The sequence below is a fragment of the Mucilaginibacter rubeus genome (assembly GCF_014643835.1).
Classification (GTDB): domain Bacteria; phylum Bacteroidota; class Bacteroidia; order Sphingobacteriales; family Sphingobacteriaceae; genus Mucilaginibacter; species Mucilaginibacter rubeus.
Genome location: NZ_BMKD01000002.1, coordinates 496364 through 518829 on the forward strand (window position 1 = coordinate 496364; position 22466 = coordinate 518829).

General features: G+C 40.8%; 14 protein-coding genes. 9 read left to right on the forward strand and 5 right to left on the reverse strand.

Features of this window, described 5'->3' with window-relative positions:
- The first annotated feature begins 108 nt into the window (after positions 1–108).
- Together IEX80_RS08545 and IEX80_RS08550 are read left to right on the forward strand one after the other, a co-directional pair.
- Positions 109–537: a PepSY-like domain-containing protein gene (locus IEX80_RS08545; RefSeq protein ID WP_176627534.1), complete on the forward strand. Its 429-nt coding sequence runs from the start codon at positions 109–111 to the stop codon at positions 535–537.
- Between the two features lie 246 nt (positions 538–783).
- Complete coding sequence (locus tag IEX80_RS08550) at positions 784–3324, forward strand: DUF5686 and carboxypeptidase-like regulatory domain-containing protein (RefSeq protein WP_188832651.1); 2541 nt, start codon at positions 784–786, stop codon at positions 3322–3324.
- A gap of 73 nt (positions 3325–3397) precedes the next feature.
- On the opposite strand, the gene IEX80_RS08555 is transcribed toward IEX80_RS08550, so the two are convergent.
- The 3 genes from IEX80_RS08555 to IEX80_RS08565 form a co-directional block, all read right to left on the reverse strand.
- A complete protein-coding gene (locus tag IEX80_RS08555; protein ID WP_188832652.1) occupies positions 3398–3952 on the reverse strand; it encodes a histidine phosphatase family protein in 555 nt (184 codons plus the stop codon).
- A gap of 402 nt (positions 3953–4354) precedes the next feature.
- Positions 4355–5782: a hypothetical protein gene (locus IEX80_RS08560; protein WP_188832653.1), complete on the reverse strand. Its 1428-nt coding sequence runs from the start codon at positions 5780–5782 to the stop codon at positions 4355–4357.
- Between the two features lie 11 nt (positions 5783–5793).
- Positions 5794–8622 (reverse strand): TonB-dependent receptor, encoded by a 2829-nt coding sequence (locus IEX80_RS08565; protein WP_188832654.1) that lies wholly within the window; start codon positions 8620–8622, stop codon positions 5794–5796.
- Positions 8623–9123: 501 nt separating this feature from the next.
- Here IEX80_RS08565 and fbp point away from each other — a divergent pair.
- On the forward strand, positions 9124–10176 hold the full coding sequence (gene fbp, locus IEX80_RS08570; protein WP_090526829.1) for a class 1 fructose-bisphosphatase: 1053 nt from the start codon (positions 9124–9126) through the stop codon (positions 10174–10176).
- 359 nt (positions 10177–10535) lie between these two features.
- On the forward strand, positions 10536–11948 hold the full coding sequence (locus IEX80_RS08575; RefSeq protein WP_090526827.1) for a pectate lyase family protein: 1413 nt from the start codon (positions 10536–10538) through the stop codon (positions 11946–11948).
- 97 nt (positions 11949–12045) lie between these two features.
- Here IEX80_RS08575 and IEX80_RS08580 read toward each other — a convergent pair whose 3' ends face one another.
- Positions 12046–13029 (reverse strand): hypothetical protein, encoded by a 984-nt coding sequence (locus tag IEX80_RS08580; protein ID WP_188832655.1) that lies wholly within the window; start codon positions 13027–13029, stop codon positions 12046–12048.
- Between the two features lie 3 nt (positions 13030–13032).
- A complete protein-coding gene (locus tag IEX80_RS08585) occupies positions 13033–14463 on the reverse strand; it encodes an MBOAT family O-acyltransferase (protein WP_188832656.1) in 1431 nt (476 codons plus the stop codon).
- A 395-nt stretch (positions 14464–14858) separates the two neighbouring features.
- On the opposite strand from IEX80_RS08585, the gene glmS reads away from it, so the two are divergent.
- The 5 genes from glmS to IEX80_RS08610 all read left to right on the forward strand — a co-directional run bounded on the left by glmS (position 14859) and on the right by IEX80_RS08610 (position 22463).
- Positions 14859–16697 (forward strand): glutamine--fructose-6-phosphate transaminase (isomerizing), encoded by a 1839-nt coding sequence (gene glmS / locus IEX80_RS08590; protein WP_090526820.1) that lies wholly within the window; start codon positions 14859–14861, stop codon positions 16695–16697.
- Between the two features lie 403 nt (positions 16698–17100).
- Positions 17101–17769, forward strand: coding sequence for a polysaccharide biosynthesis/export family protein (locus IEX80_RS08595; RefSeq protein WP_229701566.1), 669 nt, complete (start codon positions 17101–17103; stop codon positions 17767–17769).
- A 34-nt stretch (positions 17770–17803) separates the two neighbouring features.
- The gene (locus IEX80_RS08600) at positions 17804–20116 is read left to right on the forward strand and encodes a GumC family protein (RefSeq protein WP_090526817.1); all 2313 of its coding nucleotides are present in this window, start codon (positions 17804–17806) and stop codon (positions 20114–20116) included.
- Between the two features lie 495 nt (positions 20117–20611).
- Positions 20612–21175, forward strand: a complete 564-nt coding sequence (locus IEX80_RS08605; protein ID WP_188832657.1) for a UpxY family transcription antiterminator — start codon at positions 20612–20614, stop codon at positions 21173–21175.
- On the forward strand, positions 21165–22463 hold the full coding sequence (locus IEX80_RS08610; protein ID WP_090526815.1) for a nucleotide sugar dehydrogenase: 1299 nt from the start codon (positions 21165–21167) through the stop codon (positions 22461–22463). The genes IEX80_RS08605 and IEX80_RS08610 overlap by 11 nt, the downstream gene beginning before the upstream one ends.
- The last annotated feature ends 3 nt before the right edge of the window (positions 22464–22466 follow it).

The window sequence follows — 22466 nt, forward strand, 5'->3', positions numbered from 1 at the left end:
GGTTCAAACCCATTCAAGTTTGTTTCAATTAAAATCAAGTTGTTTTGCCCGTACCATATTCCTCCAGATTGCTCTCTTAAATTAGTGTAAATCAAAATAAAAGCACTTATGAAAAAGGCCATTTTATTAATCATCACCGCCGCCCTGCTTGGTACCGGTGCCGTGGTAAAAGCAACCGGCAGTTTAGAAGTACCAGTCGCTGTAAAGCAAAGCCTCGCCAAAAAATATCCAAATGCCACAAAAGTTACCTGGGAAAAAGAAAAAGGAAATTATGAAGCCAATTGGGGAGGCAAATCGGGCGAGGATACTTCGGTAACTTTTACCCCCAAAGGCGAATTTGTAGAAGAGGGGGATGCCATACCGGTTAACCAACTACCTCCTGCTGTTTTTGAATATGTTAAAACTAATTATAAAGGCACAAAAATTAAAGAAGCCGGGCGTGTAACCAATGCGGCGGGCAAAAAGATGTTTGAGGCAGAAATAAAAGGGAAAGATCTGTTATTTGACCAAAAAGGAAAGTTCATTAAAATTGATTGAATATAGCCGTCACAATCCTGTTAATCTTAAAATAATACTATCTTTTGTAACAATTCAAATTTAATTTGTACGTTTAAAACAATTGAAAAGCATATTCCGGGCACACGCCCGAAATATGAATAAAACTGAACACTTTTTGTACCCTTAATCTACCACAATTTGCTATCCTCTTTTGAGATTTATTCCCGAACGTCAAACTCAACAAGACTGCTATTCTCTAATCTTTTAACTCCATTGCTTATCCTTATGTTGTTTCCGTTGTGCAGCACAGCACAACAACCAGACAGCGTTAAAAAACCATCAGCTCAGGTAATAACGAGCATTAAAGGACAAGTGGTAGATGACGCCTCGGGGCAGCCGCTTCCGGGTATTAATGTTAAAGTTGTTGGCGGCAGGTACGGAACCATTGCAGAACCGGACGGGAAATTTGAGTTAAACGCCCCGGGAGCTTTTACGCATGTTACCTTCTCTTATATTGGCTATCAAACCGTTACAAAAGTGATTAAACCTGGACAGGTAAACGTTCTGCACATCAGGTTACATGATAGTCAAACCCAGCTTAAAGAGGTTAAGGTTGTTTCCGGAAAGAAACAACGATACCGTAATAAAGGCAACCCTGCGGTTGAGCTTATCCAGCAGGTGATCGACCATAAAAAGCAAAACCGCATGGAAAGCGCCGATTACCTGCAATATGACCAATATGAGCGCATCAATCTGTCATTTATCGACGTTCCTTCTAAACTGATGAACAGCCGTTATTTTAAGATGTACCAGTTTATGCTTGATACTGTAAAAGATAACGGGCAAACCCAGGTGTTGCTTCCCGCGTATCTTAGCGAAAAGCAATATCAAAATTACTATCGCAAAGATCCGGCTAAATCCATCAGTGTGCTCAAAGCGCAAAAGGAAGCCAACATCCTTAAATTTATTGATACGGCAGGCCTTGATGTTTATATGAACCGCCTTTACGGTAATGTAATTGATATTTATGATAACAATGTTTTTATCATTACCAACCAGTTCCTGAGCCCTATTGCAGATCACTCTCCTAATTATTACAAATTTTTTATTACCGATACCATACAGACTGCTAAGGAAAAACTGATTGAACTAAGTTTTATACCACGTACCAAAGGCGACTTGCTTTTTGAAGGTAAATTGCTTGTAAGTATGACGGGCAACTATGCCGTACGGGGCTGTGAACTTAATGTGAACAAACAGATCAACATTAACTTCATGCGAACGCTCAAGATCACGCTTGATTTTGAGCAGAACCCTAACGGCCGGTATTTTTTAAGCAAAAGCGACGTTAAAGCCGATTTCGGCATCTTAAAAAACAAAGGCCTGGGGTTAATGGGCGAACGAACGGTAATTTTCTCTAACTATATAGCAGACAAACCGCTTCCCGCCGCATTTTATGAGGGCAAAGAATTGCAGATAGCTCCCGATGCAGACAAGCCCGACACCTCATACTGGGCTCGTAACCGGCCGGATACACTAACCGATCATCAGTCGAAGATGTACCCGCGCATCTCCCGGTTAGAAAAAATGCCGCAATTTAAACGGGCAACCTGGTTTGCAGCTACTTTTACCGGAGGTTATGCCAAGGCGGGCCCGGTGCTGATAGGCCCCATTGGCACATTTTATTCCCGGGACAGCCAGGAAGGCTCCCGCTTTCAGATTGGCGGACGTACCACCACCGATTTAAGCAAATCAATTTATTTTGAAGGATTTGGCGCCTATGGTACTCGCGATAAGGCTTATAAATACAATATCGCAACTTTTTACTCATTCAATAAAACACCTTTTTACCGCTACCCTAATGACTACCTTAAGGCAAGCTATTTAAATGATGTTAATGTACCGGGGAGGGACCTTTCTACTATCAATCAGCAAGCCGCGCTTGCATCGTTTTCAACAGGAAAAACAATATACTGGCTTTATAGTAAGATTGCCAAAATTGAATATGTAAAGGACTTTGAAAACCATTTTTCGTTCGATCTCGCGTTTAGAAACTGGAACCAGCGCCCCGCCGCGGCATTAGTATTTCAATATAATGATGATGCCAACACTATGGTTCATGACATTACTACCAGCGAGTTGAACCTCGCTTTCAGGTATGCACCGCATGAGCAAATTTTACAGGGAACGGTATACCGCCGCACCATCTACAGCAAATACCCGATCATAAATTTGCAGATCAATCATGGCTTTAAAGGCCTGTTCAATGGTGAATATGATTTCACCAGTGTTAAAGCAAGCATTTTCAAACGGTTTTACCTGTCTCAGCTTGGTTATACTGATATTACTGTACTTGGAAATTATTTAGTGGGTAAAGTGCCATTTCCACTCCTCAATCTGGCCCCGGCTAACCAGTCACTCGCCTATGATGAGGATGCCTATAACCAGCAAACCTACCTTGAGTTTGTAAGCGATCATTATGCGGGTATTAACTTAACCCATAGCTTCAGCGGCTTTTTGCTGAATAAATTCCCATTGATAAAACACCTGAAATGGAGGGAATTTCTATCAGCCAAAATACTATTCGGCGGCTTGCGCAACGAAAATAATCCACTTTATTCACCTAACTTGTTCCGGTTCCCGGTAGGTGGTAACGGGGCAAATGGTACTTATGCTTTAGGCACTAAACCTTATATAGAAGCCGGAGTAGGTATAGGTAATATCTTTAAGTTTTTGCGGATAGACGGGATCAAAAGGTTTAATTACCTTGACCATCCGGGGGCTGCGGAATATGGCGTTAAATTTAGTTTCGCCCCGGATTTTTAAGCAATTTGGCATTACAGGTAATCATAGCCATTGACTAAAGTCAACGGCTATGAAACTTTCATTTTCAAACAACTTAAAAATTACAATCTTTTCCTGGATCGATATTTTCCTTATCGCGGGTAAGAACAGCTTCGCCGTTTTCAAAGGAGACAACCCAAATGCTATCGTAATCATCATCCGGCCATTTCAGGTTATCCTGTTTTATGCCTAAGGAACGTACTATTGGTGCAATGCCGCCATGCTCCCATACCACTAATATTACACCGGTACGGCTTTTTAAATCGGCAGCCAAACCTAAAGAATCCTTCTCGGTACGTGAGCTGTTTACCGTTAAATTGTATTTGGCAGCAAGCGGCACAATGGTCTGAAACATTCTCGAGTGTTTGGTAGCCTCTCCCAGCCCCAGGCCGGGCACAAATATTTTGTCAGGCACTCCAAATCTGGCGGTTAGTATAGCCGGTAACTTTAACGATCTGTTTATTCCCTGGCAATTCAGATTATCGCCCTTCAATGCCTTTTCGGCATGACGGATAAAGACAATCTTTAAATCAGTTGATTGCGCCTTAACTGATAGTATAGCTAACAGGGATATGATAAATAAAAACAGGATACGAATGATCTTTTTCATTTTTGTAATTGAGTCTTTAAAAGGACGAGGCCGTATCATTAGTCGAATTGACTACCTTGGAGTTATGTTACCTGTGAATTGAAATTCAGCCGATAATATTTATACAAAACGGGGTTAACATGTTTTTTGAATAAAAAACTACCAACCAACTGATTATTAGACACATAATTAAATATTTACACAAAAAAGGGGGTTAACACTTTTTTGGATAAAAACAAATTCAATTAACTGATTATCAGATATATAATTAAATGTTAACCCTGAATTGTGTTAACCCTGTTACCTCCCCTTTTATTAGTAAATTCAACCCGGAATTATATATCGCTTAAGCATCTGAATAAGTCAAAAAATGAGGCCGATGATATATGATACAGCCTCATCCTTATATAAATAGTTAATAATTTAATGCTGATTTCCTGAGCCATTTAACTGGTATGCCCCAAGATCGGCACCAGGTAATGTTGCGTCAGATAAGCCATAAACCTTATCAAGCGGTACCGTAATTAACGGTTTAATGGTAGTGTTACCCTTACCGATAAGCGGCGAGCCGGCCAGCAAACGGAAGTTAAAGTTACCTATGGCGTTATATTGGTACAACGGATGACCTACAGTTGGCAGCGGAAAGTTCAGGAACATCGGGTTATTTTTTTGTACAACATCGCTGCCATCATAAATAGAACCTAAAGTATAATTTGAAGGCAGGTATTTTGCCGATGTTGTGATTGATGGAATATCCGTGCTTTGCGGCTGCGTGATGTAGCCTGTTGGATAAAACTGGTTGGCTACACTTAATGAATCGGCCCATTGATAGTTATTACCGTATGAAAGGTGGGCAACATCGGCAACCGGGCTGCCTACCACACGATAACCAAACTTGCAATTGATTGCCACGTTATTGTAATACATGCCCGCTGCACCTTCTTCAAAATTGATACAACCACCACGACCGCTTTGCACCTGGCGGTAACCACCACTAACAAATGTATTGTTATACATTACAATATTGGTTTGCGGTGCACCCGTAGCCTGACCTTTGTTTGATGCTTTTTGGCCATTAGTAGCCGTACCGATAAACATATTGTAGGCCATTGTACCTACAGTACCGCCTTTGGCATTTAAACAATCACCGCCGCTGACACCATTTTTTTCAAAAGTATTTCTGAAGATGGCTATTTTACCTGCTGAGATCCTAATAGGGTCATCTATCCCACCGTACAGCCAGGAATCTTCCATAATGAAATTGCCTTTATAATTGGCAAATAAAATACTGTATTGGTTGCCTGTGCCCGAGCCGGCAATAGTTGATGTGGCTTTTCCCTCGGTTAAGCCGGCATACTCCACGTGAGTCCATCTTAGCACTAATAAATTACAGGTTGGTCCGCCAATAATGCCTTTCCATTTACCAGCGTATGCAGGATCGACAGCAGCAGTAAAGCCACCGGGCGCATCATTTTTCACAATACCAGGAACGGTGATCCAGTTTGGCTGATTTTTTGACCCGTTACTCACCAGGGTACCAAGCGCAATAAGGCTGCTCCCGGCACCCATGTTTAATCTTACACCAGGCTGCAATAATAAAGTATCAGTTGGGTTGATCACCAAATCACAACCGTCTTCAACGGTGTATGTTTTGCCGGTAAGCATGGTACCTTTTACCGGGATTACTGTTGAACCGCTTGAGCTGCACGAAAGCGGAGCTTTATCACTTACCGGGTTTGCAGCCGGTGGTGTATAGCTGTAAATGTCCATGTGCTCACCTTTCCATTTCTGACAACCGGAAAACGCGGCCGCCATCAGGATACAAATAACTGGGATTATATATTTTTTCATCGTTGTTTTTATTATAATTTATACCTGAAACCACCAAGGAATAGTGTTTTGTAATAGTCGCTTTGTACAAGCGTTTGACCTGCAATGTCCTGTTTGCCTAAAAACTCCTGCTGCTTTGCATCAAGACTACCATGCGGGTATTTCAAATAGATTTTGCTGGCCGCGTTGGTGATATTATTAACCTTGCCATAGAAAGAAAATCTTTTGGCGATAGTTTTTTCGAAAGAAAAATCTAACTGGTTGTAGGCATGCTGGTAAAAATCGAGGTTATAATATGGTGATACCTGCGCCAAACGCTCGCCGGTGTAAACAAAAGCCAGTTGCATATCCAAACCTAACTTCGCGCTTTTGTACAGTACAGATGCGTTACCTACATGATCTGCCTGACCTTGCAGCGGACGCGTTTGATTCACATTGGTTTGCTGTAAACCCAATGTTGGGTCATTTGAGTAAAGCAATTTGTTGGTGGTTATCCTTGAGTGGGTATAAGTATAGTTGATTGAAAAGCCTATCACACCAAAGAATTTAGTAGCCAAAGCTTCAAAACCATAGTTGGTAGCATTACCAGGATCATTTTGAGGTTTAATAACCTGATCGCTCGGACCACCGTTGCGCACGACAAAGTACTCAATTGGATTATAGATCTTTTTGTAGAAAGAGCCTAACAATAACTGATCGGCACCGCCGGGGAAAAACTCATAACGTACGTCGTAATTATCGGCAGTGATATGCTTTAAATATGGGTTACCTACCTGGTCATAATATTCGCCCGTAACTTTATATGGCACCTGCTCACCAAAGCCCGGACGGCTGATTGCTGCAAAGTACGATGCACGGATATTCTGATTATCTGTTAACTGGTATTTTAAGTGAAGGCTTGGTAATACGTCGGTGTATTTAATGTTACCGCTTCTTTGTGTAACCGTTTCGGGCGATTGGGTGTTGTAGGTCAAATCGGTATTTTCGATTCGCACGCCGCCTAATATCTGCAGTTTCGGGAACAGATCAAACTTAATCTGTAAATATTCGGCATTATCATTTTCCCTTACGTGGTAGTTGTTTTGCAGATCGGGGTTATTGGCACCGATACCATCAGCAGCCGAATTGAATGCAAAAGGGATAGCGTCGAAATTATTATTGAACAAGGTTGATTTACCACCGGTTAATGAATAAGTGATATAATCAGCATCCCTCACTTTATGGCGATATAAACCACCTGCAGAAAACTCAACATCTTTACCGGCAATTTTAGGAGTATAGATCAGATTAGCGTATCCCGAAATGTCTTTATCGCGGTTATTTTCCCAATGATGGTCTAACTGGGTATTGTTGTCAACCTCGGCAGTGACGGCTCCCGAGTTATTGAGGGTTTTATTGGCATCATAAAAAAACTCGGTTCTATCCGGCTGGTGCCTCGTAGCTTCAGAATATACCCCATCCCAGTTTAAGCGCCACTCGTTACCAAGCCAGTGATCACCATGCAAGGTTGAGTTATAGATATTTTGCTTGGTTAGCATACTCCTGTTTGAGATGGTGATCTGCTTGCTTAAGCCAGTTGAGTTTAAGCCCAAACCAAGGGTATCAGAAGTAAAGCGCGATTCAAATTCGCTTTGATGAATGTATAGGTTGTATAACGAGATCTTGTTTTTGTCGTTAATCGCGTAATCTATTTTGTTGTGGATACCTACGCGTTCTGTTTGGGTTGAATAAGTACGGTCATAAGCATCAGAAAACTGCGGCGAGTTTGGTAGTGGGATAGCTGAAGGCTGCGCATTTGGCGTAAGCTGCTTTGAGTTAGAACCACGGTATATGTTCTGATAACTTGCAGATACAATAACGCCTAATTTTTTATTCAAAAACCTATCACCAATAGTGAGGCCGGCGGTTGAGCTAAAAGGAGTTGAAATATTTTTATCGCTTGTAAGCGCCTTATTGCTAAAATCGGCATAGGTAGCGGCATAGCTGTTACCATTGATTGCTGCCGGAGATTTGCTGTTAGGAGATGCGCTGAAACCAACAAATGGCCTGCTTGACGAAAACAGGGTAGAAAAGCCACCTGATACGTTAGCGCTGAAAGTAAACTGGCTTGGAGCACTTTTCATCACCAGGTTCATCACGCCGCCAATGGCATCGCCTTCCATACTTGGGGTAAGCGCTTTGATCACTTCAAGCCTTTCCAGCATTTCTGAAGGGAATATATCCATAGGCACAAACCGGTATTGAGCATCCGGGCTTGGTATTTTAATACCGTTTACCAATGTTGAGTTGTAACGCTGGTCCATACCCCTAATGATAGCGTAACGACCTTCGCCACTTGCCGAACGCTGAATGGTTACACCGCTAACACGCTGTAAAGCGTTAGCCACAGTAACGTCGGGCAATAACTTTATTGCATTTGCCGAAAGTACGTTGATAACCATCGGTGCATTTTTTTCAATGCTACGCACAGCGCCATCAGATTCTTTATTTGTCTGGGCTTTAACCTGTATTTCTGTCATCTGCATATCGGCGTCCTGCAAGGCCACGTTTACCGTAATGACTTCATTGACCGATGTAATATTGCCCTCCCTAACTTTAGAAGGGCCGTAACCAACATAATTTACCTGTATTTTGTATGGCCCATTCTTTAAATTTTTAAAGCTATAAGCGCCATTAAGGTTAACCGCAACAAATTTGCTAACCCCATCCTGGGTTAAGTGAACTGTTGCTCCGGTAAGGGGTTCGCCGGTTTTAGTATCGGTTACCTTTCCCCTTATGGTTTGGGCATTAGCCGAAACAGAAAATAACAGGCATATTGAAAACAAGAGCAATAGCCTGTAAAGAAAGTAGGTGTATTTCATGAACAACGGGTTTAATTTTCCGCAAAGAAACCCGCTGAAAACTGGAGAAAAATTGAATAAAAGAGCCTAAAACTATTAGATAACCCAAACTTAATAAATGCTTAACATAAAAGGCTGAATTGCATTAATTACCTCCAAATTAAGATGGGCAGCTTCTATAACAAGGCTGTCCTTTCAGCTTATTCGGCTTTTATTTTAGGTAGGATCAACTCCTAACCTGTTGATGCTACTATCCTCGAAAACAAGGTAGCTGATTATCCCCGATTAACACGATAGCTTAAAAATACACCATGCGAAGCTATGCTAACAGACTGTTTATCAATTAAAAATAACATTTCCATAAAATTGGTTAACCAAGCAAAAACGCAAACGTTTGCGTAAATAATTAACAGCATTGTGGGTGCAATATGTAAATACCATGTTATAATTGGTAATCGGTAAGTATTCTGTTAACCAATTTCTTTTAAGCTACCGGGTTAAACACATTAAACATCGAAAAATATGACGGCATTTAAAACTCTTGGACAATTTATTATTGAGCGGCAAAAAGATTTTCCTTATGCCAAAGGCGAGCTTTCTCGGCTACTTCGTGATATTGGGATCGCCGCCAAAATAGTAAACAGGGAAATTAACAAGGCCGGCCTTGTTGATATTTTAGGTGATGCCGGCTCCTCCAATATTCAGGGAGAGTCACAAAAAAAGCTGGACATTTATGCCAATGAGCAGTTTATAGCAGCATTAAGAAGCGGCGGGGAATGCTGTATAGTTGTTTCGGAAGAAAATGATGAATACCTGGTTATAGATTCGGATATTTCAAAAGAAGCAAACTACGTTGTTGCACTTGATCCTTTAGACGGATCATCCAATATCGATGTCAATGTAGGCGTAGGAACCATATTTTCTATTTACAGACGAAAATCAGACACAGGGAAACATTCCACAAACGAAGATGTATTACAGCTTGGTACCGAGCAGGTGGCTGCAGGATATGTCATTTATGGATCTTCAACGATGCTTGTATATACCACAGGCAAGGGTGTTAATGGCTTTACCCTTGATCCTTCAATCGGTGAGTTTTGTCTTTCGCACCCTAACATGACTGTTCCGGCAGCAGGAACAATTTACTCAATAAACGAAGGCAATTACATTCATTTTCCGGATGGGGTAAAAAAATATATCAAATATTGCCAGGTAGAAGATCCGGATACCAACCGACCATATACTTCCAGGTACACAGGATCGATGGTTGCGGATATACACCGGACCTTAATAAAAGGCGGAATTTTTATTTATCCCCCTACTACAGGCGCAAAAAAGGGAAAACTGCGGCTGATTTACGAGTGTAACCCTATGGCTTATATTATTGAGCAAGCCGGCGGCAAAGCATCAGACGGATACAAAAGAATTATGGAAATTGAAGTAAAGGAACTACACCAGCGATCCTCCATATTTATTGGCTCAATGGATATGGTACTCAAAGCCGAAGAATTTATGTCATCATTTTCTCCAAAATTATTTGTGAAATCGTTTGAAGGAGAAGTTAAAATTCAATAAGAATATTGAAAAACGCGATAGTGACCACGTTAAGCGCCAACTTTTTGTAAAGCTGCTTTCACAATTTAATGCTTTAATTGCAAGTTAAAAATACTGGGCAAAACTTGGTTTTAAAGTGACATAAGACAATAATCGACGAAAATTGTTTTTTCTTCTGAACTAAAATTGTCATCAAAATGTCATGAAGTGTAAAATACTTCACAACTATACGTGTCACAAATACACATAACTTTACACGTTTAAACAGCAGAATCAGCATTTTTGAACTATTTAAGCTTTTAGTCTATATCTTTAGGAAAAAATCAACGGTAATTTTTAATATAAGACCACGTTTCGAGGGCTTAATTAAAAATTATAACATGCAAAAAACAAAATCTTTAAAAAAAATGACTTTTGGCAGTTTGGCACTGAGCGCAATTATCCTCATCGGAAGTTGCTCCAAAAATGCAGACCAACCAGTAACCGTTCCAATTAATGATTTAAACGCCAGCAAAAGCCTGGCAACAACAGCCCCCACCGTCTACACGATGGCCACATCTTCAATCCGGTTAGATCAAGGTTACGCTTACAAATTCAGCCCCGTTCAGGTAAGCGGCGATTCAAACACGCAGCCAACAGCGTCAACACTCCAACTTTATGAAAATGGTGTTGCGTTAGGTCCGGCTCATTCTGTTCACAGTGACATCAGAAACCTTGGTAAAGGGCGTTACAGTCACTGGGATACCGGATTGTATTTCTCAACTTCCGACAATAGCAGCCCACTGACAAACGGAAGAAAGTACACTTACACCCTTACCGGTACAACAACTACTACCACCACAACCGCTCCGGCTACAAGTACTTCAACAACAACCGCATCGGGCTCCGTTTTGAGTACAGTATTAACCGGTTACGCTGCTGTTAACGGTACAACAACCGGTGGTAAAGGCGGTACCACGGTAACTGTAAACACACTGGCTGCGTTCAAATCTGCGGTGTCAGGCAATTCGCCCAAGATTGTGTATGTTTCCGGAACAATTAGCGGATCAGGCGTAACTCCTGTGTATGTTGGTTCAAATACCACCATCATCGGTAAAACCGGCGCCGTTTTATCAAGCCTTAACCTTTACCTGTTCACTGTAAGCAATATCATTATCCAAAACGTTACGTTTAGAAACTACGTAACCGAATGCGGTGTTTACGTTAAATTCCAGTCGAACCACGTTTGGATTGACCATTGCGATTTTGCAACAGACCGCAGCCATGGCTGGGATTACTGGGGTAAAGATATCGGCGTTGCCGAAGGCTCTGACTACGTAACCATTTCATGGAACAAATTCCATGACACCTACTTGTCATTGCTTATTGGTTCGGTAACAAGCGATGCTGTTACAGCCAACACCGGCAAACTACACGTTACATTGCACCACAACTACTGGTACAATGTGTCTGAAAGGGAGCCAACTTTGGTATTCGGTACTATCCACATGTACAATAACTACCACTTAAACAACGATGGTTATTCCATCGGTGCAAGATACGGTGGTACAGTAAGGACAGATAATGAATATTTCTCAGGCTGCAGGAAGCCACTTACTACTAACTTAGATGGCGACCCTGTAGGTTACTTCAGCGGTATATCAACCAACATTTATTCTAATTGCGGTGCTAACGACATCACCTCATCTTTATCAAGTTGGGTGCCGTCATACGCTTACAGCACGTTGCTTGATGCTGCTGCAAACGTTCCGGCAGTGGTAACAGCAGGTGCCGGCGTTAAAACAGTTAATTAATTAAATTATTCATCCCCATGCTAAGTGAAAGGCCGCTTTATGAATTATCATAAAAGCGGCCTTTCACTTTTTATTGATCCCAGCTCCGATACAATAATCAATTTTCACGCAGGGGCTCCTGGTTTTTACTGAAGTATTGAACGTTAGCCGCAGGGCTTAATCTTTTTTTCATAAAAGCCACAATGGTATCGGTATACAGGTCGGCTCCTCTGCCGTTTAAATGCGCCCTGTCCGAATAGTATTCCGGGTTTTTAAAATATACATCGTTGGTAAAATCGTGAAAAACAACCTTGTTACTGTTACAAGTACTTTTCAATTTTAAATAGGAATTCTGTTGGGTATCATCGTTATACCTTGGCGATACAAAAACAAACAATTGAATTTTTTGCCGCTTACATTCATTTATAAACAAATCCAGCGCATTTACATTATCGGCCGATATGCTGTCTGAATATGGCTTAAGCGATGTATGGGTTGAAACCCGGCTGACGTCCATTTTATTATCTAAAGGATTAAAGCCCATGACAGTGTTTCCTGATGATAAAAAGTAATGCTGAAATATAGAAACCACCTGGCCATTGTAGCGGTATGTTTGAAGATGGCTTTTTAGTAGCTCCAGCCGGTCTTTCTTTTCAATCATATTGCCGATAACATCCGATTGTTTTAAATAAGGCAGTAAAATGGAAAGCCTGTTCTTTTCATCTTCCTTTTCACTTAACACATCGCTCGTTACATCTAATACAACAACCTTAGGAACGTGGTGCTGTAATGCCAGTTCAAAAATTGCTGTACTATATAAAAGCCCTTCGCCATCCCGGCCGCCATTAAAACAACTTAGGTGTAAACCATCCTTTATAATCGATGAGTTATAATGATGAGAAGCTCTTGAGCTTCCCAAAACCAACACATCTTCATTTAAATTATACACAACGTGATTAGCGACAGCGTATTCGCCGGAAACCTGGTGTGTAAAAAAATAATAAAGGAACATACCGGCTGCCTGATCAACAGCCACAAAAGCCACAATCATCAATAACAACCTGATAAAAAACTTATTGCTGTTTTCTTTCAACTGCTTCATAATCTAAAACTGAAAGTAAATGAATTGTCCGCCGTCAAAAACGCCAAACAACAGGATTATAAAAACCAACCCTAAATAGGAAGCCATGCGGATCCCCCAATTTTCATTGTGAAGAAACCGTAATGAATGATGGCCGTATTCCTGCTTTATTTCGTAAAAAAACAAGGCGGCTATAGCCATCAAGTCATACAGAAAATAAGAAGGTTCGCCTATGAAAAAGCCGGGTTTATAAATAAAAACACCTTTTAACAAACCCCAGGCCTGCTCTAATGATACAGCCCTGAAAAAGATCCAGCTTATAGTGACCAGGAATATTGTAAAAGATATATTTAAGAAATTGGCAAATACTCCACTGCCTAACCCTAATTTACTTGCTGTTGCCGTCCTCCACTTCTGCGTTGCCATTCCGCAAATGAGGTAAAACCCGTGTAAAGCGCCCCAAACAATAAATGTCCAATTAGCGCCATGCCACAAACCGCTGATCATAAACACTGCAAATAAATTTAAATACAACCGGCCTTTGCTAACCCGGTTGCCTCCTAAGGGTATATACACATAATCTTTAAACCACGTAGAAAGTGAGATATGCCACCTGCTCCAAAACTCGTTTATGCTTTTTGCAAAATAAGGCCGTTTAAAATTTTCCATCAGCTTAAAGCCTATCACCCTGGCACTGCCTATCGCAATATCCGAGTAGCCCGAAAAGTCGCAATAAATCTGGACTGCAAAAAACAATGAAGCAAGCACAATTGTGGCCGAGCCGTGTTCAGGATAATTGTTAAAAACAGTTTTTACATATATAGATAACCTGTCGGCAACAACAACCTTTTTAAAAAAACCGATCAGCATTCGTTTTAACCCTTCAGAAACATCCAGGGCATTAAAATGATGTTCGGTTTTAAATTGCGGTAACAGATTTTGAGGACGTTCAATAGGGCCGGCAACTAATTGCGGATAAAACATCACGTATAAAGCATAAATACCGAAATGCCGTTCGGCCTTTTGATGGCCCCGGTAAACTTCAATAGTATAGCTCATGGCCTGAAAAGTGTGAAATGACAACCCTATCGGAAGCAGGATCTGTAAAAACGGAATCGGGTTAGTGTACCCCATCCAGTATAGCAATCCCGATAAATTGGCATTAAAAAAATTAAAATACTTAAATACAGCCAGTACGCCAATATTTGCCGTAAGGCTTAATATTAACAAAAGCTTCTTCTTCTTAGGGTCACTAACTTTTTCCAGGTAAATGCCCGCGGTATAGTCGATAATTATTGTAAAAAACAGGATGAGGATATAAATAGCTTTAAAGAACATATAAAAATAGCAGCTTGCTATAAGCAGCAACAGCCACCTAAATTTATGAGGCACCAGAAAATATAAAGCCGTTACCACAGGAAAAAACAGCAGAAAAGTAAATGAGTTGAATATCATCGCCAGGTTCTTTTTGGTTAATTAAACCTAACTGAAAATAAAATGATATAAAATAGGAGCACTGCGATCGTAAATCATTCTGTAAAATCACGCAACAAACTTCACAGCCAAAATCTGATCAGCACATTGCAAGTTCAGGAATACATGCACTGTAACCCCAAAGTGAATTGATTCTCCAACCATTTGATAAAAAATCTTTAACCGGCTTATCATATAACACAACAACTAAAATGTAAAGCGATTTATATCCTTTTACAGTTTAAACGTGTAAAATGGCGTCAGATTTACAATTTACGGGCAATTGAACTTAGCTCATACTTTATTGATAGTCAATTAAATAATTTTACTCACCAAGTAACAAATAAACTTAATTTATCATTTAAAGACCTAAAACTATGTGCGGAATTGTTGGTTACATCGGATCAAGAGATGCGTGGCCCGTTGTGTTGAACGGCCTCAAACGATTAGAATATCGTGGTTATGATAGCGCCGGTATTGCTATCATAAATAATGTAGGCTTCAATGTGTATAAAAAAACCGGAAAAGTGGCGTGTCTTGAGGCTCACACAGCAGATAAAGACAAAAGCGGGCATGTTGCAATAGGACATACCCGGTGGGCCACACATGGCGCCCCATCTGATGCAAATTCGCATCCGCATAGCTCAAACGATAACCGCCTGCACATTATCCATAACGGGATCATCGAAAATTACCTGATCCTTAAAGAAGAACTACTTGCCCGTGGGCATACCTTTAAAAGTGAAACAGATACAGAAATCCTGATCCACTTAATTGAGGAAATTCAAAATATCGAACAAACTGATTTACTGGAGGCTGTCCGATTGGCTTTAAATACAGTGATAGGTGCTTACGCTATAGTTATCCTGGACCGGGAAAACCCCGATCAGCTGATTGCCGCCCGAAAAGGCAGTCCATTGGTTATTGGTGTTGGCCATGGCGAGTATTTTATTGCATCAGACGCCACTCCTATTATCGAGTACACCAAAAACGTAGTGTATTTAAAAGATAACGAAATAGTACAGGTTAAACCCAGTGGGCTTTTAATAAAGAAGCTTGACAATGTTGTTCAAACCCCATTGATCCAGGAGTTAGAATTAAAACTTGAATCGTTAGAAAAAGGCGGCTTTGAGCACTTTATGATGAAGGAAATCTTTGAGCAGCCGCGTTCTATAAGGGATTGCATGCGTGGTCGCATCTTTCCGCTTGAAGGCAAGGTTGAGTTAGGTGGCATTAAACAATATACCGACAAGCTTAAAAATGCCGAGCGGATAATTATTATTGCCTGCGGTACCTCGTGGCATGCCGGCCTAACAGGCGAATACCTTATTGAAGAATACGGACGCATTAAGGTAGAAGTTGAATATGCTTCCGAATTCAGGTATCGTAACCCCATAATTACTGATAAGGATATTGTAATGGCGGTATCCCAATCGGGAGAAACTGCCGATACATTAGCCGCCATTGAAATAGCTAAAGAACGGGGTGCAACTATCCTGGGGATCTGCAATGTTGTTGGCGCTTCAATTCCGCGCGTAACTGATGCAGGGGTTTACACCCATGCCGGCCCGGAAATAGGCGTTGCCTCGACAAAAGCCTTTACAGCGCAGGTTACTGTTTTAACTTTAATTGCTTTATATATTGCGCAGCACAAAGGTACTTTAACACCAGGCAGGCTCACCAATTTATTAACGGAGCTTGATACCATACCCGATAAAATACAAACTCTGCTGCAGGATAATGAATTGATTGAAGACATTGCCTGCAAAATAAAGAATGCCCCTAACTGCCTGTTCTTAGGGCGTGGTTTCGGTTTCCCGGTTGCTTTGGAAGGGGCTTTAAAACTGAAGGAGATCTCCTATATCCATGCCGAAGGTTATCCCGCCGCCGAAATGAAGCACGGGCCAATTGCGTTAATTGACGAGCAGATGCCGGTGATCTTCATCGCCACAAAAAACTCATCGTATGAAAAAGTGATCAGTAATATACAGGAGGTTAAAGCCCGGAAAGGAATAGTAATAGCTATTGTTACCCGTGGTGATGTTAAAGTGAAAAACATGGCCGATTACTGCATTGAAATACCCGATGCCGACGAAGCCTTTTTACCACTGCTGGCCACTATCCCGCTACAACTTCTCTCCTATCATATAGCCGTAAAACGGGGTTGTAATGTTGATCAGCCCCGTAATCTGGCTAAATCGGTTACAGTAGAATAATTTGGAATAATTAACCAACAAACTCCATAAAAAAAGCAGGCTCAGGCCTGCTTTTTTTATGTGCTGTTATTTCTGGGTGTAACCACTATTATATGAACGTGCAGCCCCAAATTCCCAACTCAGACACTTTTTTCTCATCCCTTTACACATGCCTGCATTACTGCTTTACATGTTCTGTAAAGACTAAGATACAGGTTTACAAAAAAACGGCAATCGACTAAAACCGTATACTATCGATGCCCAAATAGATAAATTTGACTAACCAAATAAACCAGTTCAAAATAGTTCCCTAAACTCTCTTAAACTATTGATGATGAAAAAAATTAATATATACTGTTTCATTACAACATTGCTATTGATAACCGGATGTGCCGGAAGTCGGGATCTTGTTTACTTCAGCAACATGGCAAATACAGGTGCAGCAAATAACAATACAAGCGGAACAGTAGTCATTCATCAGAAAGACATTTTAAATGTAACTGTTACCAGCTTAAATCCCGAATCGAATATGTTGTTCAACGGTAACAAAAATGTAGGCTTAAACAATCAATCAACCCGCGGCGGATATAAAGTAAACGAAAATGGATTTGTGAATTTACCGCTTATAGGTGACTATAAAATTGAAGGGCAAACCATTGAGGAAGCACAGACTGAAATAGCTAAAAAGCTATCGGCTTTTGTTAAAAGCCCGGTAGTTGACATCCAACTCCTAAATTTTAAAATAAGCGTGATAGGCGAGGTTAACAAACCATCAACATTTATAATAACTGATGAAAATGTAAACTTACTTGAAGCATTAGGTATGGCAGGGGATATGACAGTTTATGGACGCAGGGAAAATGTATTGGTGATCCGCACAGAAAACGGACGCAGAACAATGAACCGCCTTAACCTTAATAAAGTTGAATCAATGGATTCGCCTTACTTCAACCTTAAACAAAATGATATTGTTTATGTGGAGCCCGACAAATCAAAGGCGGTTGAGTATAGCCAAAGCACACGCTTAGCACCAATAGTAGTAGCCTCAATTTCGGCATTGGCCGTATTGGCGGCAGTACTGTTAAGAAGATAAAATACAGTTTTAAAGATACCTAAGAATAGCTGACATGGATAATAATTTTATTTTAAAAGAACCTTTGCCGGGCAACAAGTTCAGGAACAACATTAAGCCTTATTTAAATGGCTGGTATTTATTCCTGATAAGCATGGTTATCTGTTTTGGCGCAGCCTGGACATACCTTAACTATGTTACCCCGCTGTATAAAATAACAAGTACACTGCAAATCCCTGACGATAAAAAAGGCGATGGTATTTTAAAAGCTACTGCTTTCAGTGACCTGAACATGTTTCAGGAAACTAAAACCGTGGATAATGAAATGGAGGTATTACGATCAAAAGATTTGATTTATAGCGTATTCAAAAAACTTAACCTGGAAACTTCCTATTTTGATGAAAGCGGCTTTAAAGTAAAAGAACTGTATGGTAATGAGCGGCCTTTCACCGTTACTGTAAAGAGAATAGGGAAAACCGGCTATTTGAAAAAACTATATATCCAGCCATATTCACAAAGTAAGTTTTTGTTAAAAGAGGAAACCAAAACATGGATTTACAGCTATAACCAACTGATTAATCATAAGGATTATTCCTTTAAAGTAGAAAAAGGGCCGGCCCTTGCAGATAATGACACGCCGATACTGATCCAGTTTAAAAACCTTACCGGGCTGGCAGCAGCTTACAGCGCCGGATCATTACAGGTTAACCCTGTAGTTAAAGAATCAAACACCTTAACCTTAAGCCTGGTTGATGCTGTGCCCGAAAGAGGGATTGATATTTTGAACAACATCATATCTACCTATAACGCCGAAAACGTTGTTAAGAAAAACGTTACAGCCGTAAACACCATATTATTCATTGATAAACGATTACATGATTTAGAACGGGACCTGTCATACACCGAAGGTGACATTGAAACTTTCAAGCAAAGGAATGGAGCTGCAGAGATCAATGCAAGCACACAGGTAAATCTGACAAAATCTGCAGAATATAATCAACTGCTTGAAGAATCAAATACTCAGTTGGGTATTGTGAATTCCATTGAAGCATATTTAAAAAACTCGGCTAACCAATACGATGCTGTACCCAGTACCATGGGATTGAAGGATCCGGCGTTAAATACACTGGTTAGCCGTTTCAACGACCTGCAGTTGGAAAGGAACCGCATGCTGGGCAGCGCAAACCCTGCCAACCCTCTTATTGAAAACCTGAGCAACCAGATAGCCAGCCTTCGTGTAAATATCATGGAAAACCTCAGTAATATTAAAAAAGGCTTCTCAATCAGCCACAAATTGCTCAGCCAAAATTCTGCCCAGTATGACTCCCGCATCCGCTCGGTTCCGTCGCTTGAACGGGGGCTTTTACAGCGGAGCCGTGAACAGGGGGTAAAAACTAATTTATACCAATACTTGTTGCAAAAAAGAGAAGAAACGGCGTTGTCGTTATCAGCTACAATTCCTTCATCGCAATTGATTGATAAACCTGCCGCTAATCCGATAGCTGAATTTCCTAAGCAACAGCTCACCTATTTATTCGCTATTATAGCCGGGTTATTTATGCCGGGAATTTACATCTTCCTGAAAGATAAATTTAGCCTGAAAATCAGGAATCAATCAAGCCTGCTGAATATAAAAGGCGTAAAGATCCTGGGCGAATTATGCCATAATAATGAAGGTCAGAGCCCTGTAGTTATATCTAACGGCAGTAATACCAACATTTCAGAACTGTTCAGGTATATCAGGAGCAATATTGGCTTCCTGAACCAGGGAACACAGCACAAAACCATGCTTGTTACATCGTCTATGAAAGGCGAAGGCAAAACCTTTTTCAGCATCAACCTGGGCTTAACGCTTGCCATGCTCAATAAACGGGTATTAATTATGGAGTTTGACCTGCGCAAGCCCGATTTGCTTAAAAACATCAACATGGAGCAAACCAAGGGCATTACAGATTTTTTAATGGGTGATACCAATTCACCGGCCGAATGCATCCAGGCTTATAATGAATCAGATAACCTTTTTGTAATGGGAAGCGGCAGTAAAGCAATTAACCCCGCCGAGCTATTGTCAGATAAACGGCTTGACCTGCTTTTTAACTGGTGCAAAACAGAGTTTGACTATATCGTGCTTGACACATCGCCTGTTGGTGCCGTTGCCGATGCTTTTAGCCTGGCTAAATACGCCGAGTTGAGTATTTATATTGTACGGTATAATTATACCAATACCGAGCAATTAAGTATCCTCAGAGATATTTATGATAATGATAAATTAAATAACCTTATGGTAGTGTTTAACGATGCGAAAAAAGAAAACCGGGAGGCGTACGCCTACGGTGGCTATGGATACGCATCGGCATATGGCAGTTGATAGCTATCATTTTTACAATGGCATAAGGTTAATGCTAATACGTGTTATAAACTTTTAGTTAGACTGTTTTACTGCTGTTCCATGTGACTGGATTGGCGGAGTCTTAAGCAACGTAAGTTGCAGTTGTTATGAACCAATAACCGGGTAACCGGAGAACGATATAAGCCGTTAGCTTGCTTTTTTACGGTCTGGCCAGTGTGACTGGATTGGCGAAGCCGCAGAGAGACTAAGACACCTGTTATATTTTATAGTAAACGGGAAAAACCGGCGAATATTATAAACTATTAGTTCGATTATTTTTTATTAACCGCCTAACCATGTGACTGGATTGGCGGAGCCACAGCCAGCACAGGCTGCGTCCGTAATAAATCAGATAACCAGGTTAGTAATTTTCAATTACTATTTTTTAAAACCATCATCACTTGCGCCATGTGAGTGAGTTGGCGAAGCTATAATAAGCCCTTATTAATTCCCCGATCCAACTTTATTCATTTTATGGAAACCCAATTAAGAACACCGCAATTTCGCATGACAAATTATCATGAAAAAAAATGGCTTGTTATTTACACCAAGCCCCGATGGGAAAAAAAGGTGGACAAGCTTTTAAAGCAAAATGGCATTGAATGCTATTGCCCGGTCAGAGATGTAGTAAGCCAATGGTCTGACAGGAAAAAGGAGATCAGTGTTCCTCTGTTTAGCTCCTACGTATTTGTTCATGTCGATGCTTATGAGCAGTCAAGGGCGCTTTACGTAATGGGGGCGTTAGGCTTTGTTTACTATATGGGTAAACCTGCTGTAGTGAGGGACAACGTAATAGACGAGATCAGGACAAATCTTGTACGCTACAAAGACATGGAAATTGTGAGCCTTAACAACCTCAGTATTGGTGATACAGTTAAAATAAAAGATGGCGCTCTTGTAAATCAAATGGGTAAGGTGTTGCAGATACAGGGTAAAAATGTATTAATGATTTTTGAAACCATCAATTGCGCTTTGGTAACACGTGTTTCAATCCAAAACTTATCAGTTCATAACATCAGCAGAAATCATGAAAATTGAGAATTACCAACCTAAATTAGGCATTATCGGTCTTGGTTATGTAGGCTTGCCCCTGGCCGTTGAATTTGCAAAAAAATACAAAGTTATTGGCTATGACATTAATGTAGATCGCATTAATGAGCTCAAATCGGGCATTGATCACACCTTAGAGATCGACCCCGATCAATTAAATGCTGTAATTACCCCTGTTTGTACAACCGCAACCGGTTTATACGTTACTGATGAAATTGAAAAACTACAGCAATGTTCCATATTCATTGTAACTGTGCCAACCCCTGTTGATAAAAATAACCGGCCTGATCTCTCACCGTTAATAAACGCCAGCAGGGTTGTAGGCAAAGTGTTAAAAAAGAATGATATCGTGGTTTACGAATCAACCGTATATCCTGGGGTAACAGAAGATGAATGTATGCCTATTTTAGAAAAAGTATCGGGGCTTACCTATAATGTTGATTTTTTTGCGGGCTACTCGCCTGAAAGGATCAATCCCGGAGATAAATTACATACCGTTTCAAAAATCCGCAAAATTACATCAGGCTCTACTCCGGAAACAGCCGAAACTGTAGATAAGCTTTACCAATCAATTATTACAGCCGGCACATTTAAAGCGCATTCGATAAAAGTAGCTGAGGCTGCTAAGGTAATTGAAAATGCGCAACGCGATATAAATATTGCATTTGTGAACGAGCTGGCCATGATCTTTAATAAACTGGGTATCGATACCCATAAAGTATTGGAGGCGGCGGGCACTAAATGGAACTTTCTGAATTTTCGCCCGGGCCTTGTTGGCGGCCACTGTATCGGGGTTGACCCATATTATCTTGCACAAAAGGCCCAGGAAGCAGGGTATCACCCTGAAATTATTTTGGCTGGCCGGCGTATCAATGACTCTATGGGTGCATATGTTGCCGATCAGTTTATTAAACAGATGATTTGTCGCGGTACTTCAATAACAGATAGTGAGGTGCTGATACTTGGTTTCACATTTAAAGAAAACTGCCCCGACGTAAGGAATACCCGTGTGATAGACATTGTTAAACGGTTGAAGGAGTATAAAGTAAAAGTGCATATCCATGATCCCTGGGCCAACGCGGCACATGCCAAAAAAGAGTATGGCATCATCTGCGAAAACGGCGAATCAAAAACCCGTACCTATGACGGGGTTTTACTTGCTGTTGCCCACGAAGAGTTTAAAGAAATGAATGTAAAAGCGCTTTGCAAACCCAATGCAGTATTGTATGATTTGAAGGCATTTTTACCAGAAAACGTTGTTAACGCCCGGCTTTAAAAA

Excerpts from the sequence above, each read along its gene's own strand:
- IEX80_RS08595 (WP_229701566.1), top strand. The coding sequence starts at position 17,101 with ATGGCAAATACAGGTGCAGCAAATAACAATACAAGCGGAACAGTAGTC.
- IEX80_RS08580 (WP_188832655.1), bottom strand. The coding sequence starts at position 13,029 with ATGAAGCAGTTGAAAGAAAACAGCAATAAGTTTTTTATCAGGTTGTTA.
- IEX80_RS08610 (WP_090526815.1), top strand. The coding sequence starts at position 21,165 with ATGAAAATTGAGAATTACCAACCTAAATTAGGCATTATCGGTCTTGGT.
- IEX80_RS08560 (WP_188832653.1), bottom strand. The coding sequence starts at position 5,782 with ATGAAAAAATATATAATCCCAGTTATTTGTATCCTGATGGCGGCCGCG.
- IEX80_RS08565 (WP_188832654.1), bottom strand. The coding sequence starts at position 8,622 with ATGAAATACACCTACTTTCTTTACAGGCTATTGCTCTTGTTTTCAATA.
- IEX80_RS08605 (WP_188832657.1), top strand. The coding sequence starts at position 20,612 with ATGGAAACCCAATTAAGAACACCGCAATTTCGCATGACAAATTATCAT.
- IEX80_RS08550 (WP_188832651.1), top strand. The coding sequence starts at position 784 with ATGTTGTTTCCGTTGTGCAGCACAGCACAACAACCAGACAGCGTTAAA.
- glmS (WP_090526820.1), top strand. The coding sequence starts at position 14,859 with ATGTGCGGAATTGTTGGTTACATCGGATCAAGAGATGCGTGGCCCGTT.
- IEX80_RS08555 (WP_188832652.1), bottom strand. The coding sequence starts at position 3,952 with ATGAAAAAGATCATTCGTATCCTGTTTTTATTTATCATATCCCTGTTA.
- IEX80_RS08575 (WP_090526827.1), top strand. The coding sequence starts at position 10,536 with ATGCAAAAAACAAAATCTTTAAAAAAAATGACTTTTGGCAGTTTGGCA.
- IEX80_RS08585 (WP_188832656.1), bottom strand. The coding sequence starts at position 14,463 with ATGATATTCAACTCATTTACTTTTCTGCTGTTTTTTCCTGTGGTAACG.
- IEX80_RS08545 (WP_176627534.1), top strand. The coding sequence starts at position 109 with ATGAAAAAGGCCATTTTATTAATCATCACCGCCGCCCTGCTTGGTACC.
- fbp (WP_090526829.1), top strand. The coding sequence starts at position 9,124 with ATGACGGCATTTAAAACTCTTGGACAATTTATTATTGAGCGGCAAAAA.
- IEX80_RS08600 (WP_090526817.1), top strand. The coding sequence starts at position 17,804 with ATGGATAATAATTTTATTTTAAAAGAACCTTTGCCGGGCAACAAGTTC.